The sequence below is a fragment of the Brevundimonas sp. D3-1P genome, assembly GCF_055809335.1.
The window spans coordinates 2,499,329-2,522,697 of sequence record NZ_CM147908.1; the positions used below are offsets into that span (position 1 = coordinate 2,499,329).

23 protein-coding genes and 3 pseudogenes are annotated in these 23,369 nt (G+C 63.0%); 9 read left to right on the forward strand and 17 right to left on the reverse strand.

Annotation, left to right across the window (positions count from 1 at the left end; translation table 11 throughout):
- Window positions 1-3 precede the first annotated feature (3 nt).
- Window positions 4-174 (forward strand): hypothetical protein, encoded by a 171-nt coding sequence (locus tag AC0L6G_RS12605; protein ID WP_473252384.1) that lies wholly within the window; start codon window positions 4-6, stop codon window positions 172-174.
- On the opposite strand, the gene dapD is transcribed toward AC0L6G_RS12605, so the two are convergent.
- From dapD to AC0L6G_RS12625, 4 genes are all read right to left on the reverse strand, one after another.
- Window positions 175-1,044 (reverse strand): 2,3,4,5-tetrahydropyridine-2,6-dicarboxylate N-succinyltransferase, encoded by an 870-nt coding sequence (dapD, locus tag AC0L6G_RS12610; RefSeq protein ID WP_291540179.1) that lies wholly within the window; start codon window positions 1,042-1,044, stop codon window positions 175-177.
- On the reverse strand, window positions 1,041-1,700 hold the full coding sequence (locus AC0L6G_RS12615) for a pyrimidine 5'-nucleotidase (protein ID WP_473252385.1): 660 nt from the start codon (window positions 1,698-1,700) through the stop codon (window positions 1,041-1,043). Before AC0L6G_RS12615 ends, dapD begins: the two co-directional genes overlap by 4 nt.
- The gene (gene argB, locus AC0L6G_RS12620) at window positions 1,697-2,626 is read right to left on the reverse strand and encodes an acetylglutamate kinase (RefSeq protein WP_473252386.1); all 930 of its coding nucleotides are present in this window, start codon (window positions 2,624-2,626) and stop codon (window positions 1,697-1,699) included. Before argB ends, AC0L6G_RS12615 begins: the two co-directional genes overlap by 4 nt.
- 90 nt (window positions 2,627-2,716) lie before the next feature.
- Window positions 2,717-4,279, reverse strand: coding sequence for a glycosyltransferase (locus AC0L6G_RS12625; RefSeq protein ID WP_473252387.1), 1,563 nt, complete (start codon window positions 4,277-4,279; stop codon window positions 2,717-2,719).
- A 438-nt stretch (window positions 4,280-4,717) separates the two neighbouring features.
- Here AC0L6G_RS12625 and AC0L6G_RS12630 point away from each other — a divergent pair, with 438 nt between their 5' ends.
- Window positions 4,718-5,026, forward strand: coding sequence for a hypothetical protein (locus tag AC0L6G_RS12630; protein WP_473252388.1), 309 nt, complete (start codon window positions 4,718-4,720; stop codon window positions 5,024-5,026).
- A gap of 88 nt (window positions 5,027-5,114) precedes the next feature.
- Here AC0L6G_RS12630 and AC0L6G_RS12635 read toward each other — a convergent pair.
- A pseudogene (locus AC0L6G_RS12635) lies at window positions 5,115-5,526 on the reverse strand (DDE-type integrase/transposase/recombinase); the annotation flags it as partial.
- Between the two features lie 5 nt (window positions 5,527-5,531).
- Between AC0L6G_RS12635 and AC0L6G_RS12640 the strand changes: the two are divergent.
- Window positions 5,532-5,672: pseudogene (locus AC0L6G_RS12640) on the forward strand (transposase); the annotation flags it as partial.
- Between the two features lie 221 nt (window positions 5,673-5,893).
- Here the strand turns inward: AC0L6G_RS12640 and istB are convergent.
- Both istB and istA read right to left on the reverse strand, forming a co-directional pair.
- A complete protein-coding gene (gene istB, locus AC0L6G_RS12645) occupies window positions 5,894-6,622 on the reverse strand; it encodes an IS21-like element helper ATPase IstB (protein ID WP_128115569.1) in 729 nt (242 codons plus the stop codon).
- Window positions 6,609-8,120: an IS21 family transposase gene (gene istA, locus AC0L6G_RS12650; protein ID WP_374036561.1), complete on the reverse strand. Its 1,512-nt coding sequence runs from the start codon at window positions 8,118-8,120 to the stop codon at window positions 6,609-6,611. Before istA ends, istB begins: the two co-directional genes overlap by 14 nt.
- Before the next feature lie 231 nt (window positions 8,121-8,351).
- Here istA and AC0L6G_RS12655 point away from each other — a divergent pair, with 231 nt between their 5' ends.
- From AC0L6G_RS12655 to AC0L6G_RS12665, 3 genes are read left to right on the forward strand one after another with little or no spacing between them, the layout of a single operon-like run.
- On the forward strand, window positions 8,352-10,523 hold the full coding sequence (locus AC0L6G_RS12655; protein WP_473252389.1) for a glycosyltransferase family 4 protein: 2,172 nt from the start codon (window positions 8,352-8,354) through the stop codon (window positions 10,521-10,523).
- Window positions 10,524-11,441, forward strand: a complete 918-nt coding sequence (locus AC0L6G_RS12660) for a hypothetical protein (RefSeq protein WP_291540172.1) — start codon at window positions 10,524-10,526, stop codon at window positions 11,439-11,441.
- The gene (locus tag AC0L6G_RS12665; RefSeq protein WP_291540170.1) at window positions 11,438-12,259 is read left to right on the forward strand and encodes a hypothetical protein; all 822 of its coding nucleotides are present in this window, start codon (window positions 11,438-11,440) and stop codon (window positions 12,257-12,259) included. Before AC0L6G_RS12660 ends, AC0L6G_RS12665 begins: the two co-directional genes overlap by 4 nt.
- 208 nt (window positions 12,260-12,467) lie before the next feature.
- On the opposite strand, the pseudogene AC0L6G_RS12670 reads toward AC0L6G_RS12665, so the two are convergent.
- The 7 genes and pseudogenes from AC0L6G_RS12670 to AC0L6G_RS12700 all read right to left on the reverse strand — a co-directional run.
- A pseudogene (locus AC0L6G_RS12670) lies at window positions 12,468-12,701 on the reverse strand (IS3 family transposase); the annotation flags it as partial.
- Between the two features lie 297 nt (window positions 12,702-12,998).
- Window positions 12,999-14,219, reverse strand: a complete 1,221-nt coding sequence (locus AC0L6G_RS12675) for a tetratricopeptide repeat protein (RefSeq protein ID WP_291537583.1) — start codon at window positions 14,217-14,219, stop codon at window positions 12,999-13,001.
- 31 nt (window positions 14,220-14,250) lie between these two features.
- Complete coding sequence (gene thrS / locus AC0L6G_RS12680) at window positions 14,251-16,179, reverse strand: threonine--tRNA ligase (protein WP_473252390.1); 1,929 nt, start codon at window positions 16,177-16,179, stop codon at window positions 14,251-14,253.
- Entirely contained in the window at window positions 16,176-16,412 is a 237-nt protein-coding gene (yidD, locus tag AC0L6G_RS12685; protein ID WP_292045032.1) for a membrane protein insertion efficiency factor YidD, read from the reverse strand. The genes thrS and yidD overlap by 4 nt, the downstream gene beginning before the upstream one ends.
- 78 nt (window positions 16,413-16,490) lie before the next feature.
- On the reverse strand, window positions 16,491-16,946 hold the full coding sequence (locus tag AC0L6G_RS12690; protein WP_473252391.1) for an iron-sulfur cluster assembly scaffold protein: 456 nt from the start codon (window positions 16,944-16,946) through the stop codon (window positions 16,491-16,493).
- Window positions 16,947-17,151: 205 nt separating this feature from the next.
- Window positions 17,152-17,811 (reverse strand): HAD-IA family hydrolase, encoded by a 660-nt coding sequence (locus AC0L6G_RS12695; protein ID WP_473252392.1) that lies wholly within the window; start codon window positions 17,809-17,811, stop codon window positions 17,152-17,154.
- A gap of 42 nt (window positions 17,812-17,853) precedes the next feature.
- The gene (locus AC0L6G_RS12700; protein WP_473252393.1) at window positions 17,854-18,696 is read right to left on the reverse strand and encodes a tetratricopeptide repeat protein; all 843 of its coding nucleotides are present in this window, start codon (window positions 18,694-18,696) and stop codon (window positions 17,854-17,856) included.
- A gap of 172 nt (window positions 18,697-18,868) precedes the next feature.
- Between AC0L6G_RS12700 and AC0L6G_RS12705 the strand changes: the two genes are divergently transcribed.
- Together AC0L6G_RS12705 and AC0L6G_RS12710 are read left to right on the forward strand one after the other, a co-directional pair.
- On the forward strand, window positions 18,869-19,492 hold the full coding sequence (locus tag AC0L6G_RS12705; protein WP_473252394.1) for a DUF1796 family putative cysteine peptidase: 624 nt from the start codon (window positions 18,869-18,871) through the stop codon (window positions 19,490-19,492).
- Window positions 19,493-19,582: 90 nt separating this feature from the next.
- On the forward strand, window positions 19,583-20,917 hold the full coding sequence (locus AC0L6G_RS12710; RefSeq protein WP_473253252.1) for a leucyl aminopeptidase family protein: 1,335 nt from the start codon (window positions 19,583-19,585) through the stop codon (window positions 20,915-20,917).
- Here the strand turns inward: AC0L6G_RS12710 and AC0L6G_RS12715 are convergent, their stop codons facing one another.
- Window positions 20,918-21,391 (reverse strand): hypothetical protein, encoded by a 474-nt coding sequence (locus AC0L6G_RS12715; RefSeq protein ID WP_473252396.1) that lies wholly within the window; start codon window positions 21,389-21,391, stop codon window positions 20,918-20,920.
- Window positions 21,392-21,570: 179 nt separating this feature from the next.
- Between AC0L6G_RS12715 and AC0L6G_RS12720 the strand changes: the two genes are divergently transcribed.
- Window positions 21,571-22,353, forward strand: coding sequence for a C40 family peptidase (locus tag AC0L6G_RS12720; protein ID WP_473252397.1), 783 nt, complete (start codon window positions 21,571-21,573; stop codon window positions 22,351-22,353).
- Here the strand turns inward: AC0L6G_RS12720 and mmcB are convergent.
- Both mmcB and AC0L6G_RS12730 read right to left on the reverse strand, forming a co-directional pair.
- Window positions 22,350-22,793, reverse strand: a complete 444-nt coding sequence (gene mmcB / locus AC0L6G_RS12725) for a DNA repair putative endonuclease MmcB (RefSeq protein ID WP_473252398.1) — start codon at window positions 22,791-22,793, stop codon at window positions 22,350-22,352. The genes AC0L6G_RS12720 and mmcB overlap by 4 nt on opposite strands.
- A 45-nt stretch (window positions 22,794-22,838) precedes the next feature.
- A complete protein-coding gene (locus AC0L6G_RS12730; RefSeq protein WP_473252399.1) occupies window positions 22,839-23,363 on the reverse strand; it encodes a lipocalin family protein in 525 nt (174 codons plus the stop codon).
- Between the last annotated feature and the right edge of the window lie 6 nt (window positions 23,364-23,369).

Sequence of the window (23,369 nt, forward strand, 5' to 3'; positions counted from 1 at the left end):
TGGATGAGAAACGGGGGGCACGTCAGCCTCAGCATCTGTTACCGCCTCGCGGTGCTGATGGGCGGTCAGATCACCGTCCGGCCCGAGGTCGGGCGCGGCTCGGTCTTCACCATCGCGATCGTGGTTGATGCGCCGGAATGGGCGGCCCATCTCGCCCTGCCCGACGCCGCCTGATCAGTCCCGCAGCAGCTCGTTGACGCCGGTCTTGGCGCGCGTCTGGGCGTCCACGCGCTTGACGATGACGGCGCAATACAGCGACGGACCGCCGTTGGGATCCGGCAGCGAACCCGGCACCACGACCGAATAGGCCGGCACCTCGCCCCGGAACACCTCGCCGGTCGCCCGGTCGACGATCTTGGTCGAGGCCGACAGATAGACGCCCATGGCCAGGACCGCGCCCTCGCGCACGATCACGCCCTCGGCCACCTCGGCGCGGGCGCCGATGAAACATCCATCCTCGATGATGGTCGGATTGGCCTGCAGCGGCTCCAGCACGCCGCCGATCCCTGCGCCGCCCGACAGGTGGACGTTCCTGCCGATCTGGGCGCAGGAGCCGACCGTGGCCCAGGCGTCGACCATCGAGCCTTCGTCCACATAGGCGCCGATGTTCACAAACGACGGCATCAGCACCACGTTCCGGCCGATGAAGGCGCCTTGGCGCACGATGGCCCCCGGCACGGCGCGGAAACCGGCCGCCTGATAGTCGGCGGCGGCCCAATCGCCGAACTTGTTCGGCACCTTGTCCCAGAAGGGGCCCAGCGCGGCGGGATGGTCGACCGACAGCGGCATGGCGGCCGCCGGCCCGGCGCGCAGGATCTGGTTGTCGTTCAGGCGAAAGGACAGCAGCACCGCCTTCTTCAGCCACTGATGCGTGGTCCAGACCCCGTCCGTCCCGCGCGAGGCGACGCGCGCCTGGCCGGAATCCAGCAAGGCCAAGGCGCTCTCCACGGCGTCGCGGACCTCGCCCTTGGCGGCCGGCGAGACCTCGGCGCGGTTGTCCCAGGCGGCCTCGATGACGGATTCGAGATGCGACAGGTCGGTCATGCGGCGTCCTTGAAGGTCAGGTCGGAGAGGAAGTCGAGAAGGTCCGGGGCCACATGGTCGATGTGATCGCCCAGCGCCTTGCCATGCCCGTCGCCGATCAGGATGGTGGCCATTCCCAGCGCCTTGGCAGGCTCCAGGTTCTTGGGCGTATCCTCGAAGAAGGCGGCGCTGCGCGGTTCGAAGTCGAATCGTTCGACCATGCGTCGAAAGGTCGACGGCGCGGGCTTGGGCGTCAGATCCCCGTCCTCGATGGCGAAAACCCCGTCGAAACAGTCGGCGATCCCCACCCGATCCAGCACCCGGCGCGCATAGTCGCGCGCGCCATTGGTGAAGACGAAACGACGCCCCGGCAGGCGCATCAACTGTTCGGCCAGACGCGGGTTCGGCTCGATCCCGTCCATCGGCACGTCGTGAACGACCTTCAAAAAGTCTTGCGGGTCGATGGTGTAGTTGGCCATCAGCCCGGCCAGGGTGGTGCCGTGCGCGTCCAGGAACTGGCGTTGCAGCACGGCCGCCTCCTCCGGCTCCAGCCCCACGGCCTCGACGACATAGGCGTTGATCCGCGCCTGGACCAGCCGCATCAGTCCCTGTTCGGGCGGATAAAGGGTGTCGTCCATATCGAACACCCAGGCCGTGACGTGCGACAAATTCCTCAAGACGCCTTCACCAGGGTGCCGGCCCCGAATTCGGTGAACAGTTCGACCAGCATGGCGTGCGGCCGCCGGCCGTCCAGGATGACCACCGCCTCCACCCCGGCGCGCACCGCGGCCATGGCCGTCTCCAGCTTGGGGATCATGCCGCCCGAGGCGACGCCGGCGTCGATCAAGCCTTGCGCCTCCTCCAGCGTCATCTGGCGGATGATCTCGCCGTCCGCGCCCCTGACTCCCGGCACGTCGGTCAGCAGCAGCATCCGCTTGGCGTCCAGCGAGCCGGCGATGGCGCCCGCCACCGTGTCGGCGTTGACGTTGTAGGTCTGGCCGTCCTCGGCCACGCCGATCGGCGCGATCACCGGCACCCAGTCCTCGGTCTCGGACGCGATCAGCCCCCTGATCAGCTTGGGGTCCACCCGGGTCGGTTCGCCGACGAAGCCCAGGTCGACCTCGTGCTCGATCATGCTGTCGGGATCGCGCTTGGTCCGGCGCGTCTTCTCGACCGTCAGCAGGCCGGCGTCCTTGCCCGACAGACCGACGCCGCGCACGTCGGCCTCCTTGCCGGCCATGGTGATCCAGTGAGCGATCTCCTTGTTGACGGCGCCGGACAGCACCATCTCGGCGACCTCCATCGTCGCCGGATCGGTCACGCGCAGGCCGTCGACGAAGCTGGACTTGACCCCCGCCTTGTCCAGCATGGCGCTGATCTGCGGCCCGCCGCCGTGCACCACGACTGGGTTCACCCCCATCAGCTTCAGCAGCACCACATCGGCCGCGAATTGCCGCGCCACGGCGCTTTCGCCCATGGCGTGGCCGCCGTATTTGATGACCACGGTCTCGCGATCATAGACCTGGATATACGGCAGGGCCTCGGCGAGCGTCTTCGCCGTCTCCCAGCTGCGTTCCTCGGATTGGCGCTCGGTTTCGTTCATCACTGGCGCGAGATAGCGGGGGATGGGCGGGGAGTCACGCTAGGAAATCACCGGTTTAACGGCAACACACCCCACGTCTGAATGTTTCAGCTACCCACGAACCGCCCTGAGAATGTATCGATGCAACTTTGGAATTGTATCGCCAGGAGCGATTAGTGCGCTGACGTCCTCAAGATCTGGAATAGAAAGAAACTGAACAGAATACTCGTTATGGAATAATGCTTCCACGAGCATCTCGACATGACACCCGATAGCCCATGATGCATCAGGCATGCAGTTCGCAACGATTTCAGACGGAAATACACCTTGCTCAAAAACATTCCTAATAAGAGCAGGCTCTAGGCCATCATACCTTACAAATAGAGAAAATTCACCAGCAGCAAATTGCTCATCGCAGAAAAGCGGCAAAGAGGCACCATTCCCTGGACCTTGCGACGTTGCCCTTTCGGTAAAAACAACTCTCGAATCACGATATATCGGGTAAAGACTCCTATTAAATTCATCGGTTTTCTTCTCAAATTCCAAGAAAAACTTGTCATTCGAGACACAAACAGGGCGACCAGATTTAAGGACAGCTTGAGTGGTGCCCCCAAAATCGTCAGCCATTGTAACAGCATGGCGTGACAACTTTCCGCAGGCAGCAAGGCTTGCAAAGCCCTCCAAAAGATTTACGGAATTCAAGCTATTTCTTAAAGAAAGCCTGATCTCAGATTCATCTGATTGCGGATGAATAACACAGACAGATCCAGCTTTAAGACGAATCTCAGTTGCCAGGTCGAATTTTCCGTCATTACGAATCATGACCCCAGAGCCTCTACGCATACTGCAATTAATTTTCCGGGGACGGATTAGATCCGCAGCAAGCACTCCATCAAATACTTGTTTCCACCTCTGCCGGAAAAGCTCTTTTGTAAATCGCGATATTACAGCTTCCCTCCCAGCCGCAGATAGATAGCTTCTCAAAAGAGAGCTGCTATTTAGCAAGTTTATTTGCTCAAGGCACGAATCGATGTCGCCCGCTTTATATAGCAGCACCTCTCTTCCGTGCTCGAACTCCTTACTCCAATCAAGGTTATCTGGCGCAACCAGTGGGCACCCAAGGGCCATCGCCTCTAAAGGCGCAAAAGAAGTTGCAACGGCGTCAGCAGTCCAAAGATACGCTCTCGACCGACCAACCGCCAACTTAAAATCATCTACAGTAGGAAGCCCCCCTCCATCTGTCGGCTTATTGCCCGCCCCATACAAGCGTTTTGTCACAGGTAAAGAATCCCAAAACGCTGCTCCAACTCCGCGCTCTGGTTGATAGAAAGAATTTACGACGTTGATGAAGTCTTCGCCCTCATCGCGCCAAACGCTTTCGCCAAACAAATCTGAAGGAATAAAATGCGGTATTACAGATACGCTATGTTCAGAATAAAATCCAAACTGAGGCACCATGTAATGTGATACACAAACAATCGGGGAATGAGAAACATCATTTATAAAATAATCAAAGTTTACTCCATTGTAAACATGGACCCACTGGTGCGGCTGATAACCCCAATGAGATATATAAATCAGTCTTGAGCGATCAATCCCACGCGCATCCAACCGCCCTGACAAAGATATATATTCAGCCGGAGAGTGAGCAAGAAAGAAATCATAGTCAGACAAATCTTCCGCGCGGTCCGTAACTACGTTATCGCACTCCGGCCTATTTTGAGACCAGGGCCCCAAGAATGTCCATTCGTGCTCAGGAAAAGCCGAGGCAAGATTGTACTGGTAGCTTGTGTGAAATGCATTAGATAATATTTTCACAATCTTTCTCTATTCTTTAACAGATCACCAAAATAGTCGCAACGATGGCCGAGGGAGCCATCAATCGCGCAGCGGCGCTTTTGGGCAACTGTCACCCAGTAGCTATGACGAACTTACTTGGCGAGGGATTTTACACACTCAGCGACAGATGGCTCAAATTCGCTTAACAAAAGCTCCTGAAGGGCCATCGTTTTCATCCAATCAAACAAGGCCATGCTGACGTTGACTGCAGGCTTGAGCTCGCGACGATAAGGCAGAGACCGCCGGTTTCGTTTGATAGCGGAGCGCGGCTTCTTGCAGAAGCGCGCCCGCGGGCTGACCCAGATCGATCCGGAGACGGCGCGCCGCGAGCCTGAACGAGGCGACGCGGAGGTGCGCGAGCGCCTGCGCAGTCTGGGGGCTGAGCGCCGCCGGCTCGGCTATCGGTGCCTGGGTATCCTGCTGGAACGGGAGGGCAACAGCATGAACAAGAAGCGGCTGTTCCGGCTCTATCGGGGAAGGCCTGGCGATGCGACGGCGGCGGGGCCGAAAGCGCGCCACCGGAATCCTTGCGCCCATGGCCCTGCCGGCAGCAGATCCGCTATCAACCTGACGTGCCCCTGAGTTTTCATCCAGCGGCGACCTGAGTCCTGGCGTTTGTGATCCGCCCCCATTCTCTGGAGCACTCGGAGCTGGAGTTTCCCGGCCCGAGTCAGGGTGACGGGCTGGCTGCGTCACCGGGATTCATCAACGCTATCGGCGGCTTGCTGCCTATGGCCCCATGTAGTCTCTGCGCCAAGCCCTCCAACTTTTCGGCCGCATCCGCAAGCGTCAGGAAACCAGTGGGCGTTCAGGCATTCGGCCCGGAAGCGTCCGTTGAACCCCTCGATGAAGGCGTTGTCTGTCAGTTTGCCGGGCCGGCTGAAGTCCAGAGTGACGCCGTGGGCGTAGGCCCATAGGTGGAGATTCCGGGAGACGAACTCTGTGCCCTGGTCGACCCGGATCGCCTTCGAATAGCCCAGCCTGGCGCAGGCTTGATCCAGCGCCTCAACGACGTTCTCCGACCGATAGGTGAACCGCGGATCGATCACCGGCGAGTACCGCGTGAAGGTATCCACGACGGTCGTGGATTGATGACGATGAGGAATGGGCGTTCTTTGAGCCGTTCGTGGTGGAGAGGGGGCCGAGGCGGGGGCGTTGCCCGAGGGATCATCGACTGGTGCTGGACGGGGTGTTCTGGATCGCGCGAACAGGAACGGCGTGGAGGGAGGGGGCCCGTCAGTCATTTTGACCGTATCAGGCTACCTTTATCGAGCTTAAGGCCGCCTTGTCAATCGGCGTCTAAAAGGGACCCCCTATCGGCGTGCAATAGGGACCCCCTTTTGGGGTTCGTGATGGACGTCACGAGCGCACCGCTTGCGAGGGTTGGGGCGTAGGGAGGGCGTAGCCCGACCGGAGGCTCAACCCTCGCTTGGCGTTCTTTTGGTGGGGTCAGCTGCGGTGCTTGAAGCGCCAGCTGTCGTTGCCGGTCTCGACGATGTCGCAGTGGTGGGTGATGCGGTCGAGCAGGGCCGTCGTCATCTTGGGATCGCCGAACACGGTCGGCCATTCGCCGAAGGCGAGGTTGGTCGTGACGATCACCGAGGTCCGTTCGTAGAGCTTGCTGATCAGGTGGAACAGCAACTGGCCGCCGGAGCGTGCGAACGGCAGGTAGCCGAGCTCGTCGAGGACCACGACGTCGAGGCGGCAGAGGTGAGCAGCCAGCGCACCGGCCTTGCCCAGGCGGGTCTCCTCCTCGAGGCGGTTCACCAGGTCGACGGTGTTGAAGTAGCGGCCACGCGCCCCGGCGCGCACGACGTTGGTGATGATGGCGGTGGCCAGGTGGGTCTTGCCCGTGCCTGTCCCGCCGACCAGCACGATGTTGCGCCGGTTCGCCAGGAAGGCGCCGCTGTGCAGCGAGCGCACCAGCCCCTCGTTGATCGGCGTGTCGTCGAACACGAAGGCGTCCAGGTCCTTCACGGCCGGCAGCTTGGCTGCCGCCATCCGGTACCGGATGGAAGCCGCATGCCGGTGGGTCGTCTCGGCGCGGAGCAGGTCGGCGAGGATCTCCATGGTCGTGCGCTTGCGCTGCAGGCCGGTGGTGACCGCCTCGTCGAAGGCGCCGGCCATGCCCTTGAGGCCCAGGCCGGTCAGGGCCGCCATCATCTCATGCCGCTGCATGCAGGCCTCGCAGACTGTCGTAGCGGTCGCAGTCCGCCTGAGGCGGATGCCGCAGGGCAAGGTCATCCGACGTGACGATGCTCAGCGGCCGGGGCGGTTCGCGTCGGCGCGCCAGGATGTTGAGGATGACGTCGTCGCTCACGGTCCCGGCAGCGAGCGCCTCGCGCGCGGCGGCCTCGACCGGCTCCAGGCCGTCTTCCAGCACAGCCGCCAGAACCCGCACGAACCGGCGATCGGCTTCGTCACCCGCACCCAGCTTGCGCCTCAGGCGCGCCAGGGCGGGCGGTAGCTCCCAGTCCTGGAACGGCGCGCCATTGCGCAGGGCGCCGGGCTTGGTCGCCAGCACCGGCAGGTAATGCCATGGGTCATACAGGGTGCGGTCTCGACCGAAGAACCGGCGATGGTCGGCGACGACCTCACCCTCGCAACGCACGACGATCCGGTCGGCATAGGCGCGGACCTGCACCGTACGGCGTCCCGCTCTAGCCATCACCGAGTAGCGGTTGCGGTCGAAGCTGATCAGGCAGGTCCCGGTCACCGCGTGCTCGCTCTCGTGGAAGCCGTCGAACGGGCCCAGCATGGGCTGCAGCGCCGGGCGCTCGGCGGCCAGGGCCTGGGCGACCGTCAGCTCCTTCTGCTCGGGATGCTGGCGCAGCTCGCCCCAGCGACGGCATTCGGCCTCCAGCCAGCCGTTCAACTCCTCCAGGCTGGTGAAGCGCAGGCGCGGCTGGAAGAACCGTCCCCGCGCCGTCTGGACCTGGTGCTCGACCTGGCCCTTCTCCCAGCCCGCCGCCGGCGAGCAAGCCGTCGGCTCCACCATGTAGTGGCTCGCCATGACCAGGAAGCGCCGGTTGAACAGCCGGTCCTTGCCCGTGAACACAGTCGTCACCGCCGTCTTCATGTTGTCGTAGATCCCGCGCGTCGGCACCCCGCCGAAGAAGGCGAACGCCCGCGCATGCGCGTCGAACAGCATCTCCTGGGTCTCGCGCGGGTAGGCCCGAACATAGATCGCGCGTGACGCGCACAGTCGCATGTGCGCCACCTTCACCCGCATCGGCTTGCCCGCGATCTCCACGTCCTCGTGGCTCCAGTCGAACTGGTAGGCTTCGCCCGGCCTGAACATCAGCGGGATGAACGACGGTGCATCCGCCACGCCCCGGCGTCGCTTCAGCCGCCACCCCGCCGCGTAGCGCCGGACCGCGTCATACGACCCGTCGAACCCCTCGCGCACCAGCAGGTCATGGACCCGCGTCATCCGCAGCTTCTCGCGCCGCGGCCGCGCCTCGTCCTCTTCCAGCAGTTCATCGAGCCTGGCCTGGAACGGCCCCAGCCTTGGCAACGGCTGCACCGCCCGCCGATAGGCGAACTCCGCATCCGGCTCCCGGATCGCCTTGCGAACCACCTTGCGCGACAATCGAAGGTCACGCGCGATCGCTTTGATCGCCTTGCCGGACGCAAACTCGCGCCGGATCCTCAACACCGTCTCCAACACCAACATCCCGAACTCGCCGCCTGACATCCGCCAAGCCGCCACCGTTAGACCTCAGGAATGAGGGGCCCTTATTCGACGCCGATCACACCGCTAACGGGGTCCCTTTTCCACGCCGATCCACACCGCCTCTTGAATCGCGAGCCGAAATGTAGTCGTCAGGTTCAGACTGAGCAGGAATTCGGTGATCCCACCCGAGACAGGCCGAACGGCGAATTAATGGATAGGCAAGAACTCAGAATGACGCATTCAGGCGATCCTTCTACAATCGGGCGTGTGCTCATCGAAGGGCAGTTTTGCGGCTTCGCCAGCCTCTCGATCGTTAACCGGCATCTGGCAAAAGCCTTGCTGCAGCGCGGTCTGAATCTCAGAATTTTACCTACTGACCGCAGCGAAGGTGACGAAGAACTCCAACGCGCCGGTTTGGCGGGCATAGCGGTCGCCCACGCCGATCCGGTGGACGTGCATCTACGCAATGCCTGGCCACCCGTGACACATGGCATGGCAGGCAAGAGGAACGGGTTGGTGTGCTGGGCTTGGGAGGAAAGCGAGATTCCTCCTCTCATGGCCATGCGTTTTAATCGCGACCTCGACTTCGTAATGACGACCGCCAGATATGTGTCCGACGCACTTAGACGTTCGGGTGTCACCATCCCGTGCCCCATTGTAGGAAACGGCGCAGATCAAATTTTATCTCAGGCGCGCCACAATCAAGCGCCTGAGAAAACCGGTAAACGACTACTCCATATTTCAACGTTCCTTCCTCGGAAAGCGCCGGACGAATTAGTTGAAGCTTTCTGTCGGGCCTTCAATGATCGAAACGACGTAGAACTCTATATCAAGACCAGCCCAAATCCTCACAATTTCGTGCGCCGCGTTGTGGAGGACACGCAGTCACGGTTCTCCGTCCCGCCGCGGATTATAATAGATGATTCAACGCTCGACGGTGCCGGAATCGCCCGTCTTTATCAGAGCGCCACAGCCGTAGTTTTGGTCAGTAGGGGAGAAGGATTCGGGCTTCCTTTGGCAGAAGCGATGCACCTAGGCATCCCTGTGGTCGCTGCGCGCTCAGGAGGACAGGCCGATTTCTGCACCGAGAGAACAGCTTTGCTTGTCGAAAGCCGACCGGCAAAATCCAAATCACACGTCGCTTCTACTTACGGTCTTTGGGAAGATCCTGATGTTGAAAGTTTCGCGAAGGCGCTTCAACAGGCGGTGGATGAACCCGAACTGACGCGGCGTCTGTCTGCCAATGCACGGCGATTGGCGTCCGAGTCGCTGACATGGGACGCCGTGGCTAGCCGCGTCATTTCATCACTATCGACGCAGCAGACATCGCGCTCTTCCGCCCCCTCATTTGAAGTCGTTTCGACCTGGAACGAGGAGTGCGGGATCGCGACGTATTCAAAGCAACTATATGGCGATTCTGCACTCAAGGACGGATTGGCCCACATTTGGGCGCGGCGGTCTCTCAAGCCGACAGAAGCGAATTCAAGAGAAGATGGCGTGACGAGACTGTGGGGTTATGACGGTGTGTCGCTGCAGCGCTTCGCCGATCAAGTCGGCAATAAAGCCCTAGCGCCCGTAATCTGGTTCCAGCACCATCCCGGGCACTTTTCAGCAGACGACATGAGAAAGGTCGTACCCGCGCTTCGCCGCGGCCGGGATCGACTTATCATCACGCTGCACAACGTTCACGAAACCTTGCAGTCTGACGCGGACTGGTTGAACGGCTTTGACGTCATCGTCGCCCACGCAGCTGAGGACGTGGAAGAACTCGGCCGCGCGGGTTTTCGGGGCGAAGTCCTTCCACACGGCGTCCGAATCCTGGGCGCGTCCCAACGACCGAACCCCGACAACTTCGTTGTCGGCACGTTCGGATTCCTGACAGAACACAAGAATCTGGAACTTCTTGTCAGTGCGATCGCCTTGGCTCGCAAGTCGGACCCTCGCATCCATCTGGTTCTGGCGAATGCACAGCGGGTAGAGCGTCAAAGCCGCGTAGCGCGGTCGCGGGTAGACGCCTTGATCAAGACATTGAAGCTCGAAGACCATGTCACGGCCAATTATGATTTCTTGCCGGATGACAAGGTGGTGAAGCTCCTGGCGCCTTGTGATCTGCTCGTGTTTCCTTATAGCCCCTCTCCCGAAGGCGCTTCGGGCGCCGCTAGGATGGCCATAGCTTTGGACCGGCCCACATTGCTTTCGAACTCGGGCGTTTTCCGAGACCTGCTGCCTTTCAGCCATCTCGTGCGAAACTTGGATGTGGAAACTCTGGCCGAAGCCATACTGGGTCTCGCCCAGGACGATGCGATACGCACTTTGCATGATCGCGCCCGGCGACGCTACGCCGAAACCCACAGCTGGGAAGTGGTTGGTCAGCGCGCTGCCAATCTGATGAGGATTTCTTGAATGACGAAGCCGCGCGATATCGCCGCGATGCCAGCAGCCCTGTTGAAACTCCCGGCTGAATCCTTTGTCCGAGCTGCGATCAAAGCGCTCGGCGCAACGACGGTCACGCCGCGCGACGCCAATGCCCTTACTCAGGCCATTCTCCGGGGGGTGAACAAGTCTCGGATCTGGGCGGCCTTGCAGGCGCGCAGCGAAGGCACGCCCAGTTCGCCCCCGCCTGTTGTACCGACCGCCATTGTCCGCCCGGATGACGAGATTGTGGTGGAAGAGATTTTGACGAGCCATGCGCCGTCTGACGACGTCGTATTTTTGGAATACGCCGCCTTTCGGCTCATGGGCCGCGACGTGCAACTGCACGAACGTCTTCGATTCCAGGATCGCCTAAATAACGGCGTCAGCCGATCGGAAATCATTCAGGAGATCGTCGATATCGCACGTGCGGAGGGACGCAATCCCACCGTCGCTCGCATGACCGGCGACACGCCGTTTTCGCTCATCTCGGCGGAATGTAGTGATCGCTTGGTTCTGATGTTGTCTCTTGGTGATCGCGGGCTAATGGTTACGGGCGACGCGCTTTCGTTCAATGCCTTTTACAAGGACGATGGGCTGGAAGTGAGCGAAGGCTTGGTGCTCGCCGGACCCAAGAAACCCTTACGGCCGGGCCTTTGGCGCCTCAACGTGGATTGGCGGCAACATCGCGACTCCGTCATATGTGTAGAGGCGACGGCCAACGCAGGACTTGAGAAGCTTTTTTCGATGACTCTCGCGGGCCGGGCGACGTTCAGCAGCGAATTTCGCACCCTGCCGGAACATCTGGTGTGCGAAGTCCTGATTTTCGCCATCCGAAAAGGCGAGCCGGACGACGAGCCCTGGATTGTAAGGCCACAAGAAGTCAGCTTGACTTGGGTCGCCGAATGAAACTCGACGTCGCATTCAGACGCATCGCTGATGCCCGCTCAAGCGCAGAGCGCAAACAAATCCTTCAGAAGGCTAAGACCGCCAAATCGCAGCACGACTGGCGTCACGCAGCGGATCTTTATCGCCGCGCGCTAGAGCTTCGCGACGGCTTCGGGCCTCGTGTGCAACTGGGCCACATGCTCAAGGAGGCCGGCGAGCTTGATGCTGCGGAAGCGGCCTATTTTGAAGCCCTCAAGCAGCGACCTGACGACGCCGACCTCAATGTCCAGATCGGCCATTTCTTCTGGGTGAAGGGCGATGCCGAGAAGTCGTTCCACTACTATGAACGCGCTGCGCAGTTGGCCCCCAATGATGGAGGTATAGCCGAGACGCTTCGCGTCGGCGCGGCCAGAGCCGCTGACGCCCCCTGGCAGGGTCGGGTCGATGCGGCGATGGCCGCCCTGGCGCAAGGACGATGGGCGGCGGCCGAAAAGGGTTTTCAAGAGCTGGTGAATGCCGGCCGCCGAAACTATCTGCTTGTCCTCGCCCATGCGGTGAAGGAACAGGGCCGGCTGAAGGACGCCGTGGCCCTGTACAGCGAATACCTGCAATACGTGACCCCCGAGGGCGGCGCGCTCGCCTACGAAGCCAGGCTACAGTACGCCAATGCACTGCAACTGGCTCAGCGGTTCAGCGAGGCGGCCCAGCAATTTTCGACGGCCCGCATGTTGCGCATGGAAACCGAAGGCTGGGCCGGGTCGGAGGATCACATCCTCGAACAAATCCGCATCTGCATCCGCCAGGTCCACCCCGCCCTCGACACGTCGCGCCTTCGTTAAGCGACGATGCGAGCCTGCAGCCTTATGGGTTCCAAGGCGTCTGACGCTTGAACAAAGCGAACGCAATGACGTGCCCCCCCTCTGTTCCCTCGATCATTGTGAGAGCCCAGGGGGTTGATAGCCGATCTGCTGCGCCGGCGGGAGCGGCCGTGCGGCGGAGCTGATCAAGTTGCGCAGCCGAACGGCCGCGGGGTTCAGGCGCACCGCCTCGCCCCCACGATAGACCGTCGGCTACGAAGTCCAGCGACCAGCGCTGGTTTGGGCCGTCCGGCAGGGCCATGGGCGCACGTGTTCCGGTAGCCCGCTTGCGGCCTCGTCGTCGTCGCACCGCCAGGCCTTCCTCCCGATAGAGCCGGAACAGCCGCTTCTTGTTCATGCTGACGCCCTCCCGCTCCAACAGGATGCCCAGGCGCCGATAGCCGAACCGGCGACGCTCGGCCGGGCTCCCGGCCTCCTGCTCGCGCAGCACGCCGATGATCTGCGCCTCGTTGAACCTGCTCTTCTTCACATCCGTCTCCTTTGGTGAAACGGACTCTCACTCAAAACGGAGGATCAGGAAGGGGGAACGTCATCTTCAGTGAACTTTGATCGCTTCATTCTGTCCGTCCTTCGTGGGGCGGACTCTAGCTATTCTTGGAGGAGTTTCAGGGGGTTACGTCAGATGTGGCGCCAAAGGCTCAACGGATTAGTTTGCGGGCCTCCAGCAACAGGGAGTGCCCTCGTCATTAGGCCGCGACAATCAAGCTGAGCCTTCGTTTGGTGAAAATTTTAAGCGCATCCGCGCCAATGCCCGCCGAAATCGAGCGGCAATCGATGTGTCGATTTTGTAAGCTGAGGCAAGCTGATGGTATTTGGGTTCATCGGGGTGGAGCGCCAACGCCCGATTCACGGCCCTTGACGCCTCCTGAAACTGGCCAGCCTGCCAAGCAATCATGCCGTGCCAGGCGTGCAAATGCGCCAACACGGCGGCGTCCGGCCTAACGATGACGTCGCGTACTATCGTTAGCGCTTCTTGGCTTCGTCCCATTCGGGCCAGGCCATCTGCAAAAGGAATCAAACCGGCGATACTGCCTTGGGCGGCGTCGACTGCGCGCTTGTAATAGGTCATCGCTTCCTCATGTCTGCCAGCAATGACGAGGTTGTCAGCTAGGTAGCGCAAAGAATCGACGTGGAGAGGCTGTAGGCTCACTGCGCGTTCTGCGAGGGCGAGAGCTATATGGCTTTTCCGCGCGGGAAGCGCTCGCGCCAAGTGAATAAGGTAGGTGGAACTGTGTTTTCGAGCAGTCCGCACAGCTTTGGAGTAATAAGATAGGTCTTCCACGCCATTGAGAACGTCCAATAAAAGCGGTGCCAGAAGATGTGTGTCCGCAACGACTGGTCCCGATGGGTGGCCAGAGTATCGTACTGGGATGGTGGTGGTGGGAACCTCCGATGCGATCAGATCAACATGTTGGGCGTCGATTGTGGTGGGATCATAGACGACTACGACGTGCGCGGTCTTTGGCAGAGGGGGCTCTAGTTCGGGCCTCCATACGATACGATTTGCGTCCTGAAGCCAACGCGTCTCGAATGGCACTTTCTTCGGGTTGATCGAGTACTGCGGAGAAAGCGCGAGAACGGCATCCACCCTCAGCAGGTCGGCAAAGCGCAGCGCTGCGTATCCCCCCATGCTGGAGCCATATGTAATTATGCGTTCTGGATGCGGCAGATGCTTTCTGATCGCGTCGATGGCGTCCTTCATATCAGGGTACTGGTACCAGTCTTCCCGGCGTCCCATGATGTGAATGGCTGAAAGGCCCTTTTCTTTTAAGAAGCCTTCGGAAAATCCCTCTCGCTCGAAGCCGTGGCCGATACTGTAGTTATCGAAAGTAATCACCCAACGCGAAACATCGTCGCACGCTATGGCTCGTGCGACGATGTTTTCACTGCGATAGACGTCAGTTACCTCGTTGGCGGGCATTCAAGCACGCATACGGATGAAAACGGCGAAATCATGCCAAACTCCTCAGGTCCGGCGGCGTCGCCTCGTCGGTCAGGATGCGGATGGCGTCCTCGACCGTGACCAGGGTCTGGGCCTGGGAGCCCAGGCGGCGGATGGCGACCATGCCTTCCTCGGCCTCCTTGCGGCCGACGACGGCGATGACCGGGACCTTGCCGACCGAGTGTTCGCGGACCTTGTAGCCGACCTTCTCGTTGCGCAGGTCGATCTCGGTGCGCAGGCCGGCGGCCTTGAATCGGGCCATGACGTCGCGGGCGTAGTCGTCGGCGTCGGAGGTGATGGTCGCCACCACGGCCTGGGTCGGGGCCAGCCAAAGGGGAAAGGCGCCGGCGTAGTTCTCGATCATGATGCCGATGAACCGCTCGAAACTGCCCAAAATGGCCCGGTGCAGCATGACCGGACGGTGCTTCTGACCGTCCTCGGCGATGTAGGTCGCGTCCAGGCGTTCGGGCAGGACATAGTCCAGCTGGATCGTGCCGCAGGTCCATTCGCGGCCGATGGCGTCCTTGACGATGAAGTCCAGCTTGGGCGCGTAGAAGGCGCCGTCGCCCTCGGTCACGACCGGCTCGGTCCCGGCGGCGCGGGCGGCCTCGGCCATCAGGGCCTCGGCCTTGTCCCAGAATTCGTCCGTGCCGGCGCGGTTCTCGGGCCGGGTGCCGAGGCTGATGTAGGCGGTCTCCATGCCGAGATCGGCGTGGACGCTGCGGGCCAGTTTGATGAAGGCGGCCGTCTCCTCGACGATCTGGTCCTCGCGGCAGAAGATGTGGGCGTCGTCCTGGGTGAAGCCGCGCACCCGCATCAGGCCGTGCAGCGAACCGGACGGCTCATAGCGGTGGCAGGTGCCGAATTCGGCCATGCGCAGCGGCAGTTCGCGATAGGACCGCTGGCCCTGGTCGAAGATCTGGACGTGGCCGGGGCAGTTCATCGGCTTCAGCGACAAGGTCTCGCCCTCGACCGTCTCGCACACGAACATATTGGGACGGTACTTGTCCCAGTGGCCGCTCTGCTCCCAGAATTTGCGGTCCAGAACCTGGGGCGTCTTGACCTCGACGTATCCGGCGGCGTCCAGGCGGCGGCGCATATAGGCCTCAAGCACCCGCCACAGGACCCAGCCCTTGGGGTGCCAGAAGACCATGCCGCGGCCCTCTTCCTGCATGTGGAAGAGCTCCATGGCCTTGCCGACCTTGCGGTGGTCGCGCTTCTCGGCCTCCTCCAGCCGCTGCAGATAGGCGTCCAGGTCCTCCTTGGTCGCCCAGGCGGTGCCATAGATGCGCTGAAGCTGCTCGCGCTTTGAGTCGCCCCGCCAATAGGCGCCGGCCAGCTTGGTCAGTTTGAACGCCTTGCCGACATGGCGGGTCGAGGGGAAATGCGGCCCCCGGCACAGGTCGATCCAGTCGCCCTGTTTGTACAGGGTGATGGTCTCGGTCTCCGGCAGGTCGCGGATCAGCTCGGCCTTGAAGGTCTCGCCGCGCGCCTCGAAGAATTGGATCGCCTCGTCGCGTTCCCAGACCTCGCGTTCGAACTTGGCGTCGCGGTCGACGATCCGGCCCATCTCCTTTTCGATGGCGGCGAAGTCGTCGGTCGAGAAGGGCTCTTCCCGGTAGAAGTCGTAGTAGAAGCCGTCCTCGATCGCCGGGCCGATCGTGACCTGGGTGCCGGGGAACAGGGTCTGGACCGCCTCGGCCAGGACGTGGGCGGTGTCGTGGCGGATCGTATAGAGGGCGGCGGGGTCGTCGCGCATGATCAGGCGGAAGTCGCCGCCCGTCTCAAGCACCCGGCCCATGTCGCGTTGTTCGCCGTTCAGTTCGGCCAGCACGGCCTTCTTGGCCAGCGAAGGCGAGATGGAGGTCGCGACGTCGCGCGCCGTGGAGCCTTCGGGATATTGGCGCACGGCGCCATCGGGGAATTTCAGGTCGATCATGTGTCAGTCTTTATAGGCGGGACCGGGTCGTATCCCGATCCCCCGAAGGGATGGCATTTACAGAGCCTGCGCACGGTGAGCCATCCCCCCTTTACCGGTCCGTGCTGGATCAGGGCGTCCCGCCCGTAATCCGAACAGGTCGGCAGGAACCGGCACTGCTGGCCGATCAGGGGGGACAGCGTCAGCTTGTAGCCCCGATGGGCCGCGCGAACGCCGCGTTCGTAGAGAGACATATGTCCCTTCGCCGGGGGCTTGAGAGGTTCGCCGCGCTTATCCCCCGTTGCAGCAGGGGGATCAACCGGTCGTGCCCGTCAGGCCGCGCCGGCGAGACGAGTTCGTGCGGTCAGGGCCGCATTGACCGCCTCCAGCGTCGCCTCCAGCGAGACCAGGGTCGAGGCGTGGCGGGCGGGATAGTCGGCGACCTGTTTCAGCAGGCGCAGGTCTTCGAACCGGCCGCTGGGGCCCTCGCCGCCCGATTTCAGCATGCCGATCATGGCGTCGCGGGCGTCGGCGATCTCGGAAAGGGAGGCGCCGACGACGTGCTGGCCCAGCACCCCGGCGGCGGCCTGGCCCAGGGCGCAGGCCTTCACGTCCTGGGCGAAGGCGGCGATCCGACCCCGGTCGTCCAGGACCACGTCGACGGTCGCGCGCGAGCCGCACAGTTTGGCGACCCGTTCGCCCGTGCCCTCCGGCGCCGGCAGACGCCCCGCATGCGGCAGGTTCGCCGCCAGCGTCAGGATGCGCGCGCTGTAGAGATCGTCGATCATGGCGGGGAAGATAGGATGTCCGACGCGGTCGCGAAACCTCTCCCTCCCCGCTCGGGCAGGGTGGCCGAGTGAAGCGAGGTCGGGTGGGGGCGGCAAGGCGAAATCCCACAGATTTGTTCGTATCAGCCAGGTGCGGCCCTGCCGGCCGCCCCCACCCCGTCGCTGCGCGACGACCCTTCCCGGAGCGGGGAGGGAGAATGACGTGTCAGACCTTCAGCGTCAGCGAACCGTCCGCCCCGACCTCAAGCCCAGCATCCGCATAATCCGCCAGCTTCGGGTGATCCGTTTCCTGCGGATGGGTCCAGGCCGCCGTCACCACCACCACGTCCGCCCCGGCGGCCTCGCCGGCCCTGATCCCCGCCTCGGCGTCCTCGAACACCAGGCAGTCGGCGATGTCGAAGCCCAGCGCCCGGGCGGCCTTCAGATAGCCGGCCGGGTCGGGCTTGCCGCGTTCGACGGCCTCGGCGGTGATCATGACGGCGGGCGGTTCGACCCCGGCGGCCTTCAGGCGCGCGCGGGCCAGGGGGAGGGAGGCGGAGGTGACGACGGCCCAGCGGTCGGGCGGCAGGCGTCTGACGAAATCGACGGCGCCGGGGATGGGGGCGACGCCCGCCACATCCTCGATCTCGCCCCGCTCGACCCAGGCGACCTCGGCGTCCAGGTCGATGTCGGGCAGGGCCTGGCGGCGGATGGTGTCGACGGCCCGCACGCCGTGGACGGTCGGGACGAAGGCGGCGACGTCCAGACCGTGCCGCTCGGCCCAGCGGGTCCAGACCCGTTCCGCGGCGGCGGTCGAGGTGATCAATGTGCCGTCCATGTCGAACAGGAAGGCGGCGTAGGCGCGGGGCGGGGGGAGGGAAGCCATGGCCTCATCCACCACGCGCGGGCGTGCGTCGCAATGGTCGGATCAGCCGCCTTGAAGGGAACGCCAGGTCCGGGCCGTGTCGCTCGTCGATGCGGGGGCGGCGAGCTGTGCCGGCGCGGCGGCCGCCGTCGCGCCCGGCGCCGAGCGTGAGCGCAGCCAGCGCAGGGTCTGCTCGGCCTGTTCGGGGGGCAGTTCGCGGCGCAGGATCTGTTCGGCCTCGGCCATCTTGCCCTGCAGGCCCAGGGCCAGGGCCAGATTCTGGCGCACCTTGGCCGAGGCGGTCGGCTGGGCGGCGGCGCGGCGCAGCAGGGTCTCGGCGCCCGGCGCATCGCCCTGGGTCAGGGCGGCGGTGGCGGCGTTGGCCAGGACGTCGGGGTTGTCGGGCGACAGGACCAGGGCCTGGTTCCAGGCGGCGCGGGCGTCGTCGAAGCGCCGCACCTGCTCATAGGCCACGCCCAGCAGCGAATAGGGCCGCCAGTCGCGCGGCGCCAGGTCGCGCGCCTTCTCCAGAGGGGCGACGCCGTAGAAGGCCTGGCCGCGCGCGATGTGGGCGCGGCCCAGCTCCAGCAGAGCGTCCAGATTGTTGGGCTGGACCGTCAGGGTCGCCTGCGCGGCCTCGGCCGCCTGATCGTATCGGCCCAGCTCACGCAGAGCCTGGGCCAGTTTCACGCCCGCCACGGCGTCGGTTGGATCCGCCTGCTGCTCCGAGGCCCAGAAGACCGAGCGCGACAGGGCGTCCATCCGGTCATAGGTGGCCCGCACCGCAGCGGACGACGGCGCCCGAGCCTGGGCCGCCGAAAAAGATGCTGGACCGCCTGCTACGCTGACTTCCGGAATGCCCAGTCCCGAAAGCAACACCAAACTGGCGTAGCGTATTATGAACAAGCAGCGCCGCACCTAATACCTTCCTCGTGTGGACAGATGACGCACCGTCGTGCCTTTTGGTTAATAAAATGGTGTCTAAGATTCACGATGGGGTGAGCGCCTGTCTTCATTGCCATTGTGTGGTGGGGAGAGTAGCTAAACCCACGTCGGCGGAACTGCATGGTATAGAAAATTGCGCTTTATATCGCTTGGGGGCAACTGCATGGTGGCTGGCCAGTTGCGGAGGGTTTTTCGTCCTAAAACCAGCTATTTTGACAATTTGGTCACGCCATTTGACGGCTTGATTGAGGCGTTGAATCGCGGGTGCCACAAAATTTTACGGCCTGAAGATTTCGAAATCGCATCTTGGGAAGGTTTTCCCAGCGCTAGAGAAATCAAGACCGGGATTTTTTTTCACCACGAGTTCAAGGGGGGCAACCAAGCGGCCACAACCAACCAAGAACTGGTTCGCCAAGATATTGACGGCGTTAACGAAAAATTTTCTTACTTAGCTAAGCGATTTCTGGAAGTGGCGCGTAGTTCGGATCCAAAATGTTACATCAGAAGAGAATATAACGGAGACTCGCTAGACTCGGTTCGAATGCATGAGATTAGGGCTGCGTTGATTGATTTAGGTGCTAAAAATTTCGCTTTGGCCAACGCGCATCAGAGTGATTTCTATAAGGGTTTGATTGTGCATGACGATATCAGATACATCCAGGTTCCAAAGGGCGAGGATGACGGGTGGATGGGGTGTGATATCAGATGGAGTCACGCTTTCTTGGCGCTGGGTGTCGATCTTGGCTTGATGCGATGAGGGTATGATTTAGTTGAACATGATGTTTAGCGGCGGATAAGCTCTGTGGGATCGCATATTGAGCTTGTTTTGGAAGGCGAGCGCGATGCGGTGCAAATCAACTTCGCTACTCTCTCGCAAGAGTTTTACGGTGTAGCCAAGCAATGGGCTGAATCGCAGCGGTTTGAACGCAAGCTTGGCCAAATTTTGATCGTTCCCAACGCTGAGGGCGGGATCGCCGAGGTCTTTATAGGAACTGGCCGGGCCTTCGATCCGATGGCGGCGCGGGGACTGTCGGCGCGACTGCCGGGTGGCCTGTATCGGCTTGAGGTCGCTGCGCAGGACGCGGAACTGGCGACCCTGGCCTTCCTGCTGGGGGGCTATGTCTTCGACCGCTATAAGGCCCGGCCGGACCGGACGCCCGTGCGGCTGATCGCGCCGGACGGGGTGGATGTCGCAGAAATCTCGCGCATCGCCGCCGCCTGCGCCTTGGCGCGCGAAATGGTCGATACGCCCGCCGCCGACATGGGGCCGTTGCAGATCGAGACCATCGCCCGCGAGATCGCAGAGAGCGCCGGCGCCGAGATCGCCGTCACCACCGGCGACGCCCTGCTGGACGACAACTATCCGGCCGTCCACGCGGTGGGGCGCGCCGCCGCCCCGCACCGGGCGCCGCGCCTGATCGAGATCGGCTGGAAGCTGGACCGGACCGACCTGCCGCTGGTCGCCCTGGTCGGCAAGGGGGTGGTGTTCGACACCGGCGGTCTGGACCTGAAGCCCGCCGCCGGCATGCGCAACATGAAGAAGGATATGGGCGGCTCGGCCCATGCGCTGGCCTTGGGACGTCTGGTCATGCAGGCCGACCTGCCCGTGCGGTTGGTGGTCATCGTCGCGGCGGTCGAGAACGCCGTGTCGGCCGACGCCTTCCGGCCCGGCGACATCCTGAACAGCCGCAAGGGACTGACCATCGAGATCGGCAATACGGATGCCGAAGGCCGGCTGATCTTGGCTGACGCACTGACACGGGCGGGCGAGCACCAACCCGACCTGACGCTGGACTTCGCGACCCTGACCGGCGCTGCGCGGATCGCCCTGGGACCGGAGCTGCCGCCGCTTTATACTGACGACGAAGGTCTGGCCGCCGGGCTGCTTGCTGCGGCGGGTCAGGTGCGCGATCCCCTGTGGCGGATGCCTCTGTGGCCCGGCTATCGCGGCGCGCTGGACGCCGAGATCGCGGATCTCCGGAACGACCCGGCCGGCTGGGCCCAGGCCGGCTCGGTGACGGCCGCCCTGTTTCTGCAGAAGTTTGCTCCGACCACGGGGGCCTGGGCGCACATGGACATCTTCGCCTGGAACCCCCGCGCCCGCCCCGGCTATCCGGAAGGCGGCGAGGCCCAGGCGCTGAGAGCCTGCTACGCCATGCTCAAGGCCCGTTACGCGACGTAGTTAAACGAAGGCGTAGGCGGGATCTGGTTCGGGATCACTCGACAGAGATCGCGGCGATCGAGGCTTACTGACGCGTCGGCCCCGCGACCGCACGCCTTTAATCCGGCCGATCAGTCTTCGAGCGAGGCCCTGCATCAGGTCGCGGCGCCGGATCAGGTCTCGCCAACCGGCGACCGCGCGTAGACTGACCGCCAAAACGACGATGTCGAAGATGACGGTCACGTCGAACATCAGAACCCAGGCCACCATGTCGGGGGCGGCCATCGAGAATAGCCGGACGCCTTCCGTCTCGAACAGCATCACGGCCGCGACGCCCACCAGAGCGACGAGGCACAACCCTGATGTTCGACCGCGTGACAAGCCCGCCAGGAATCGCGCAGGCATCTCGACGAGCCATTCTCTAAGGGCCGCGCCGACGACGCCATCGTCAGCTAGGGTTAGGCCAAGAATGATCAGAACGCTCAGCAGCAGCATAGGGACCTCCCGGCGCGACGCCGCCTCAAGCCGAAATGGGCGTCCAAGGTGACGCTTCAAGACAGCTTCGCGCCATCAAGAACGCGGTTCTGTTGATTTTCTTTCGCAAAAGCGTCCCGCGTTAACGGCCCCTAAGCCATCGGGGGATAAGGCTGTGGTTTCAGCAATGCGAGTTCACGTTGACCGACGTCCTCGACCTTCTTCCGCCCGGCGACCGCCTCGTTCGCCCCGACCTCGCCGAACAGGCGCTGGAAGGGCTGGTGCGCGCAGACGCCTATCGGGCGACCGAGGCCATGCATTGTCGTGTCGCCGTGGCCGACATCCTGTCCGACGTTGACGGTCGGATCGACCAGCTTCTGCATGGCGAGGTCTTCGACGTGCTAGATCGGTCGAACGGGCGGGCCTGGGGCCGGGCGCGTCGAGACGGCGTCGTCGGCTGGGTCGTCCTGAACAGTCTGTCGGCCGGCGCGCCGCTGGCGACGCATTGGATCGCCGGCGTGGATGCCGCCCTGCCGTTAAACGCTCTGGTGGTCGAGGCGACGGATGTGGCCGAGGCTGATCTGAAGCCGGTCGGCGCGTTCGAGACAGATCTGGTCGCGGTGGCCGAGCGGCTGCTCGGCCGTCCGCATGAGCTGGGCGCGCGGTCCTCGATCTCCACCGACTGTTCCGGCCTGGTGCAGCAGGCCCTGCTGGCATGCGGCCTGCCCGGTCCCCGCCGGTCGGACGCGCAGGCCCACATGGGTCGAGCGGTCTTTTTGTCGGACCTTAAGCGCGGCGATATCGTCGTCTGGCTGGCGCCGAACGACCATCAAGACTGGACCGGCCATTCGGCGCTGATGCTGGATGGCGAACGCATCATCCACGCGACAGGCGGCAAGGGCGTGGTGATCGAAAACCTGGCCGAGGTCGAGGCGCGTCTGGTCGCCGAAGGTTTTGCGACCGCCGTCTTCCGCCGGCTCTAGTCCCGCAAGGTCCGCATCGCGCCCAGCCGGGCGAAAGCCAGCGTCAGCGCCTTTCGGCGGGCGGGCGCCAAGCCGATCACGGGCGCGTCTCGCACGACCGCCCCGCCGAAACCGTCTGCGACGATCAGGCCCGGTTCGTCGGGCAGGATGTCCTGCGGAAACTCGGGCGCGACGGCGAAGAAGAAGGCGTCGCAGAACGGTCCGTACTCGTGCCATTTGCGGTCGACGCGATAGTCCTCGACGCCCGACTTCACCTCGCAGATGACGATGTCGCCCTTACGCCCGATCGCCATGACATCGGCGCGGCGACCGTTGGGCAGGCAGACTTCCAAGAGCGGCGCATAGCCCATATCCATCATCAGCCGCGCCGCACCGCACGTGACCGAAAGGGTGGTCTCGGGACGGCTGAAGACGAGTTCGAGATGGGCGACGGCGGACATGCCGACAGCTTATGTTCCGCCTACGTTCCTATCGCAAGCGGCGCCTTAGACGCCGGTGTGGACCAGGCGGCCGGTGCTGAAGCCCAGGGCGCGAACGCGGTTCAGAATGCGGTCGCGCTCAGCCTGCGAGGCATTCTGGTTGCGGTGCCAGATCCACCAGTTCGACTTGTCCGGCAGCCCCATGATGGCCCAGCTGTAGTCGGGGGCATGGTCGTAGACCCAGTAGTTCTGGCCGGCGAGCCCGCCGAAGCTGAGCAGGCCGGTCAGGCTGAACCGGAACTTCGCATTGGTCGTGGTGTCGGTGACACGGGCGTTGGCGCGCAGCGTCTCGACCTTGCCGTCGGCGCGCCGGACGCAGGTGATGGTGATGGCGTAGCGGGCGGCGGCGCCCTGCGGCGTGAAGTCGATCTGCGCCCGGCTGCAGTCCTTCTGGACGTTGTTGTGATTGCGCTCGATCTCGAACCACCGGCCGTCGAAGCGGTTCAGATCGACGTTCGACGCCTGGGCGAAGGCCGTCGCCGGCAGGGCGGCGAGGGCGACGGAGGCGGCGATCAGGCTGGCGCGGAACATGGGCGT

Excerpts from the sequence above, each read along its gene's own strand:
- AC0L6G_RS12730 (WP_473252399.1), bottom strand. The coding sequence starts at position 23,363 with ATGTTCCGCGCCAGCCTGATCGCCGCCTCCGTCGCCCTCGCCGCCCTG.
- AC0L6G_RS12605 (WP_473252384.1), top strand. The coding sequence starts at position 4 with ATGAGAAACGGGGGGCACGTCAGCCTCAGCATCTGTTACCGCCTCGCG.
- AC0L6G_RS12690 (WP_473252391.1), bottom strand. The coding sequence starts at position 16,946 with ATGATCGACGATCTCTACAGCGCGCGCATCCTGACGCTGGCGGCGAAC.
- istA (WP_374036561.1), bottom strand. The coding sequence starts at position 8,120 with ATGTTGGTGTTGGAGACGGTGTTGAGGATCCGGCGCGAGTTTGCGTCC.
- AC0L6G_RS12715 (WP_473252396.1), bottom strand. The coding sequence starts at position 21,391 with ATGCTGCTGCTGAGCGTTCTGATCATTCTTGGCCTAACCCTAGCTGAC.
- dapD (WP_291540179.1), bottom strand. The coding sequence starts at position 1,044 with ATGACCGACCTGTCGCATCTCGAATCCGTCATCGAGGCCGCCTGGGAC.
- argB (WP_473252386.1), bottom strand. The coding sequence starts at position 2,626 with ATGAACGAAACCGAGCGCCAATCCGAGGAACGCAGCTGGGAGACGGCG.
- AC0L6G_RS12660 (WP_291540172.1), top strand. The coding sequence starts at position 10,524 with ATGACGAAGCCGCGCGATATCGCCGCGATGCCAGCAGCCCTGTTGAAA.
- AC0L6G_RS12695 (WP_473252392.1), bottom strand. The coding sequence starts at position 17,811 with ATGGCTTCCCTCCCCCCGCCCCGCGCCTACGCCGCCTTCCTGTTCGAC.
- AC0L6G_RS12665 (WP_291540170.1), top strand. The coding sequence starts at position 11,438 with ATGAAACTCGACGTCGCATTCAGACGCATCGCTGATGCCCGCTCAAGC.
- AC0L6G_RS12675 (WP_291537583.1), bottom strand. The coding sequence starts at position 14,219 with ATGCCCGCCAACGAGGTAACTGACGTCTATCGCAGTGAAAACATCGTC.
- AC0L6G_RS12655 (WP_473252389.1), top strand. The coding sequence starts at position 8,352 with ATGACGCATTCAGGCGATCCTTCTACAATCGGGCGTGTGCTCATCGAA.
- yidD (WP_292045032.1), bottom strand. The coding sequence starts at position 16,412 with ATGTCTCTCTACGAACGCGGCGTTCGCGCGGCCCATCGGGGCTACAAG.
- thrS (WP_473252390.1), bottom strand. The coding sequence starts at position 16,179 with ATGATCGACCTGAAATTCCCCGATGGCGCCGTGCGCCAATATCCCGAA.
- mmcB (WP_473252398.1), bottom strand. The coding sequence starts at position 22,793 with ATGTCCGCCGTCGCCCATCTCGAACTCGTCTTCAGCCGTCCCGAGACC.
- istB (WP_128115569.1), bottom strand. The coding sequence starts at position 6,622 with ATGCAGCGGCATGAGATGATGGCGGCCCTGACCGGCCTGGGCCTCAAG.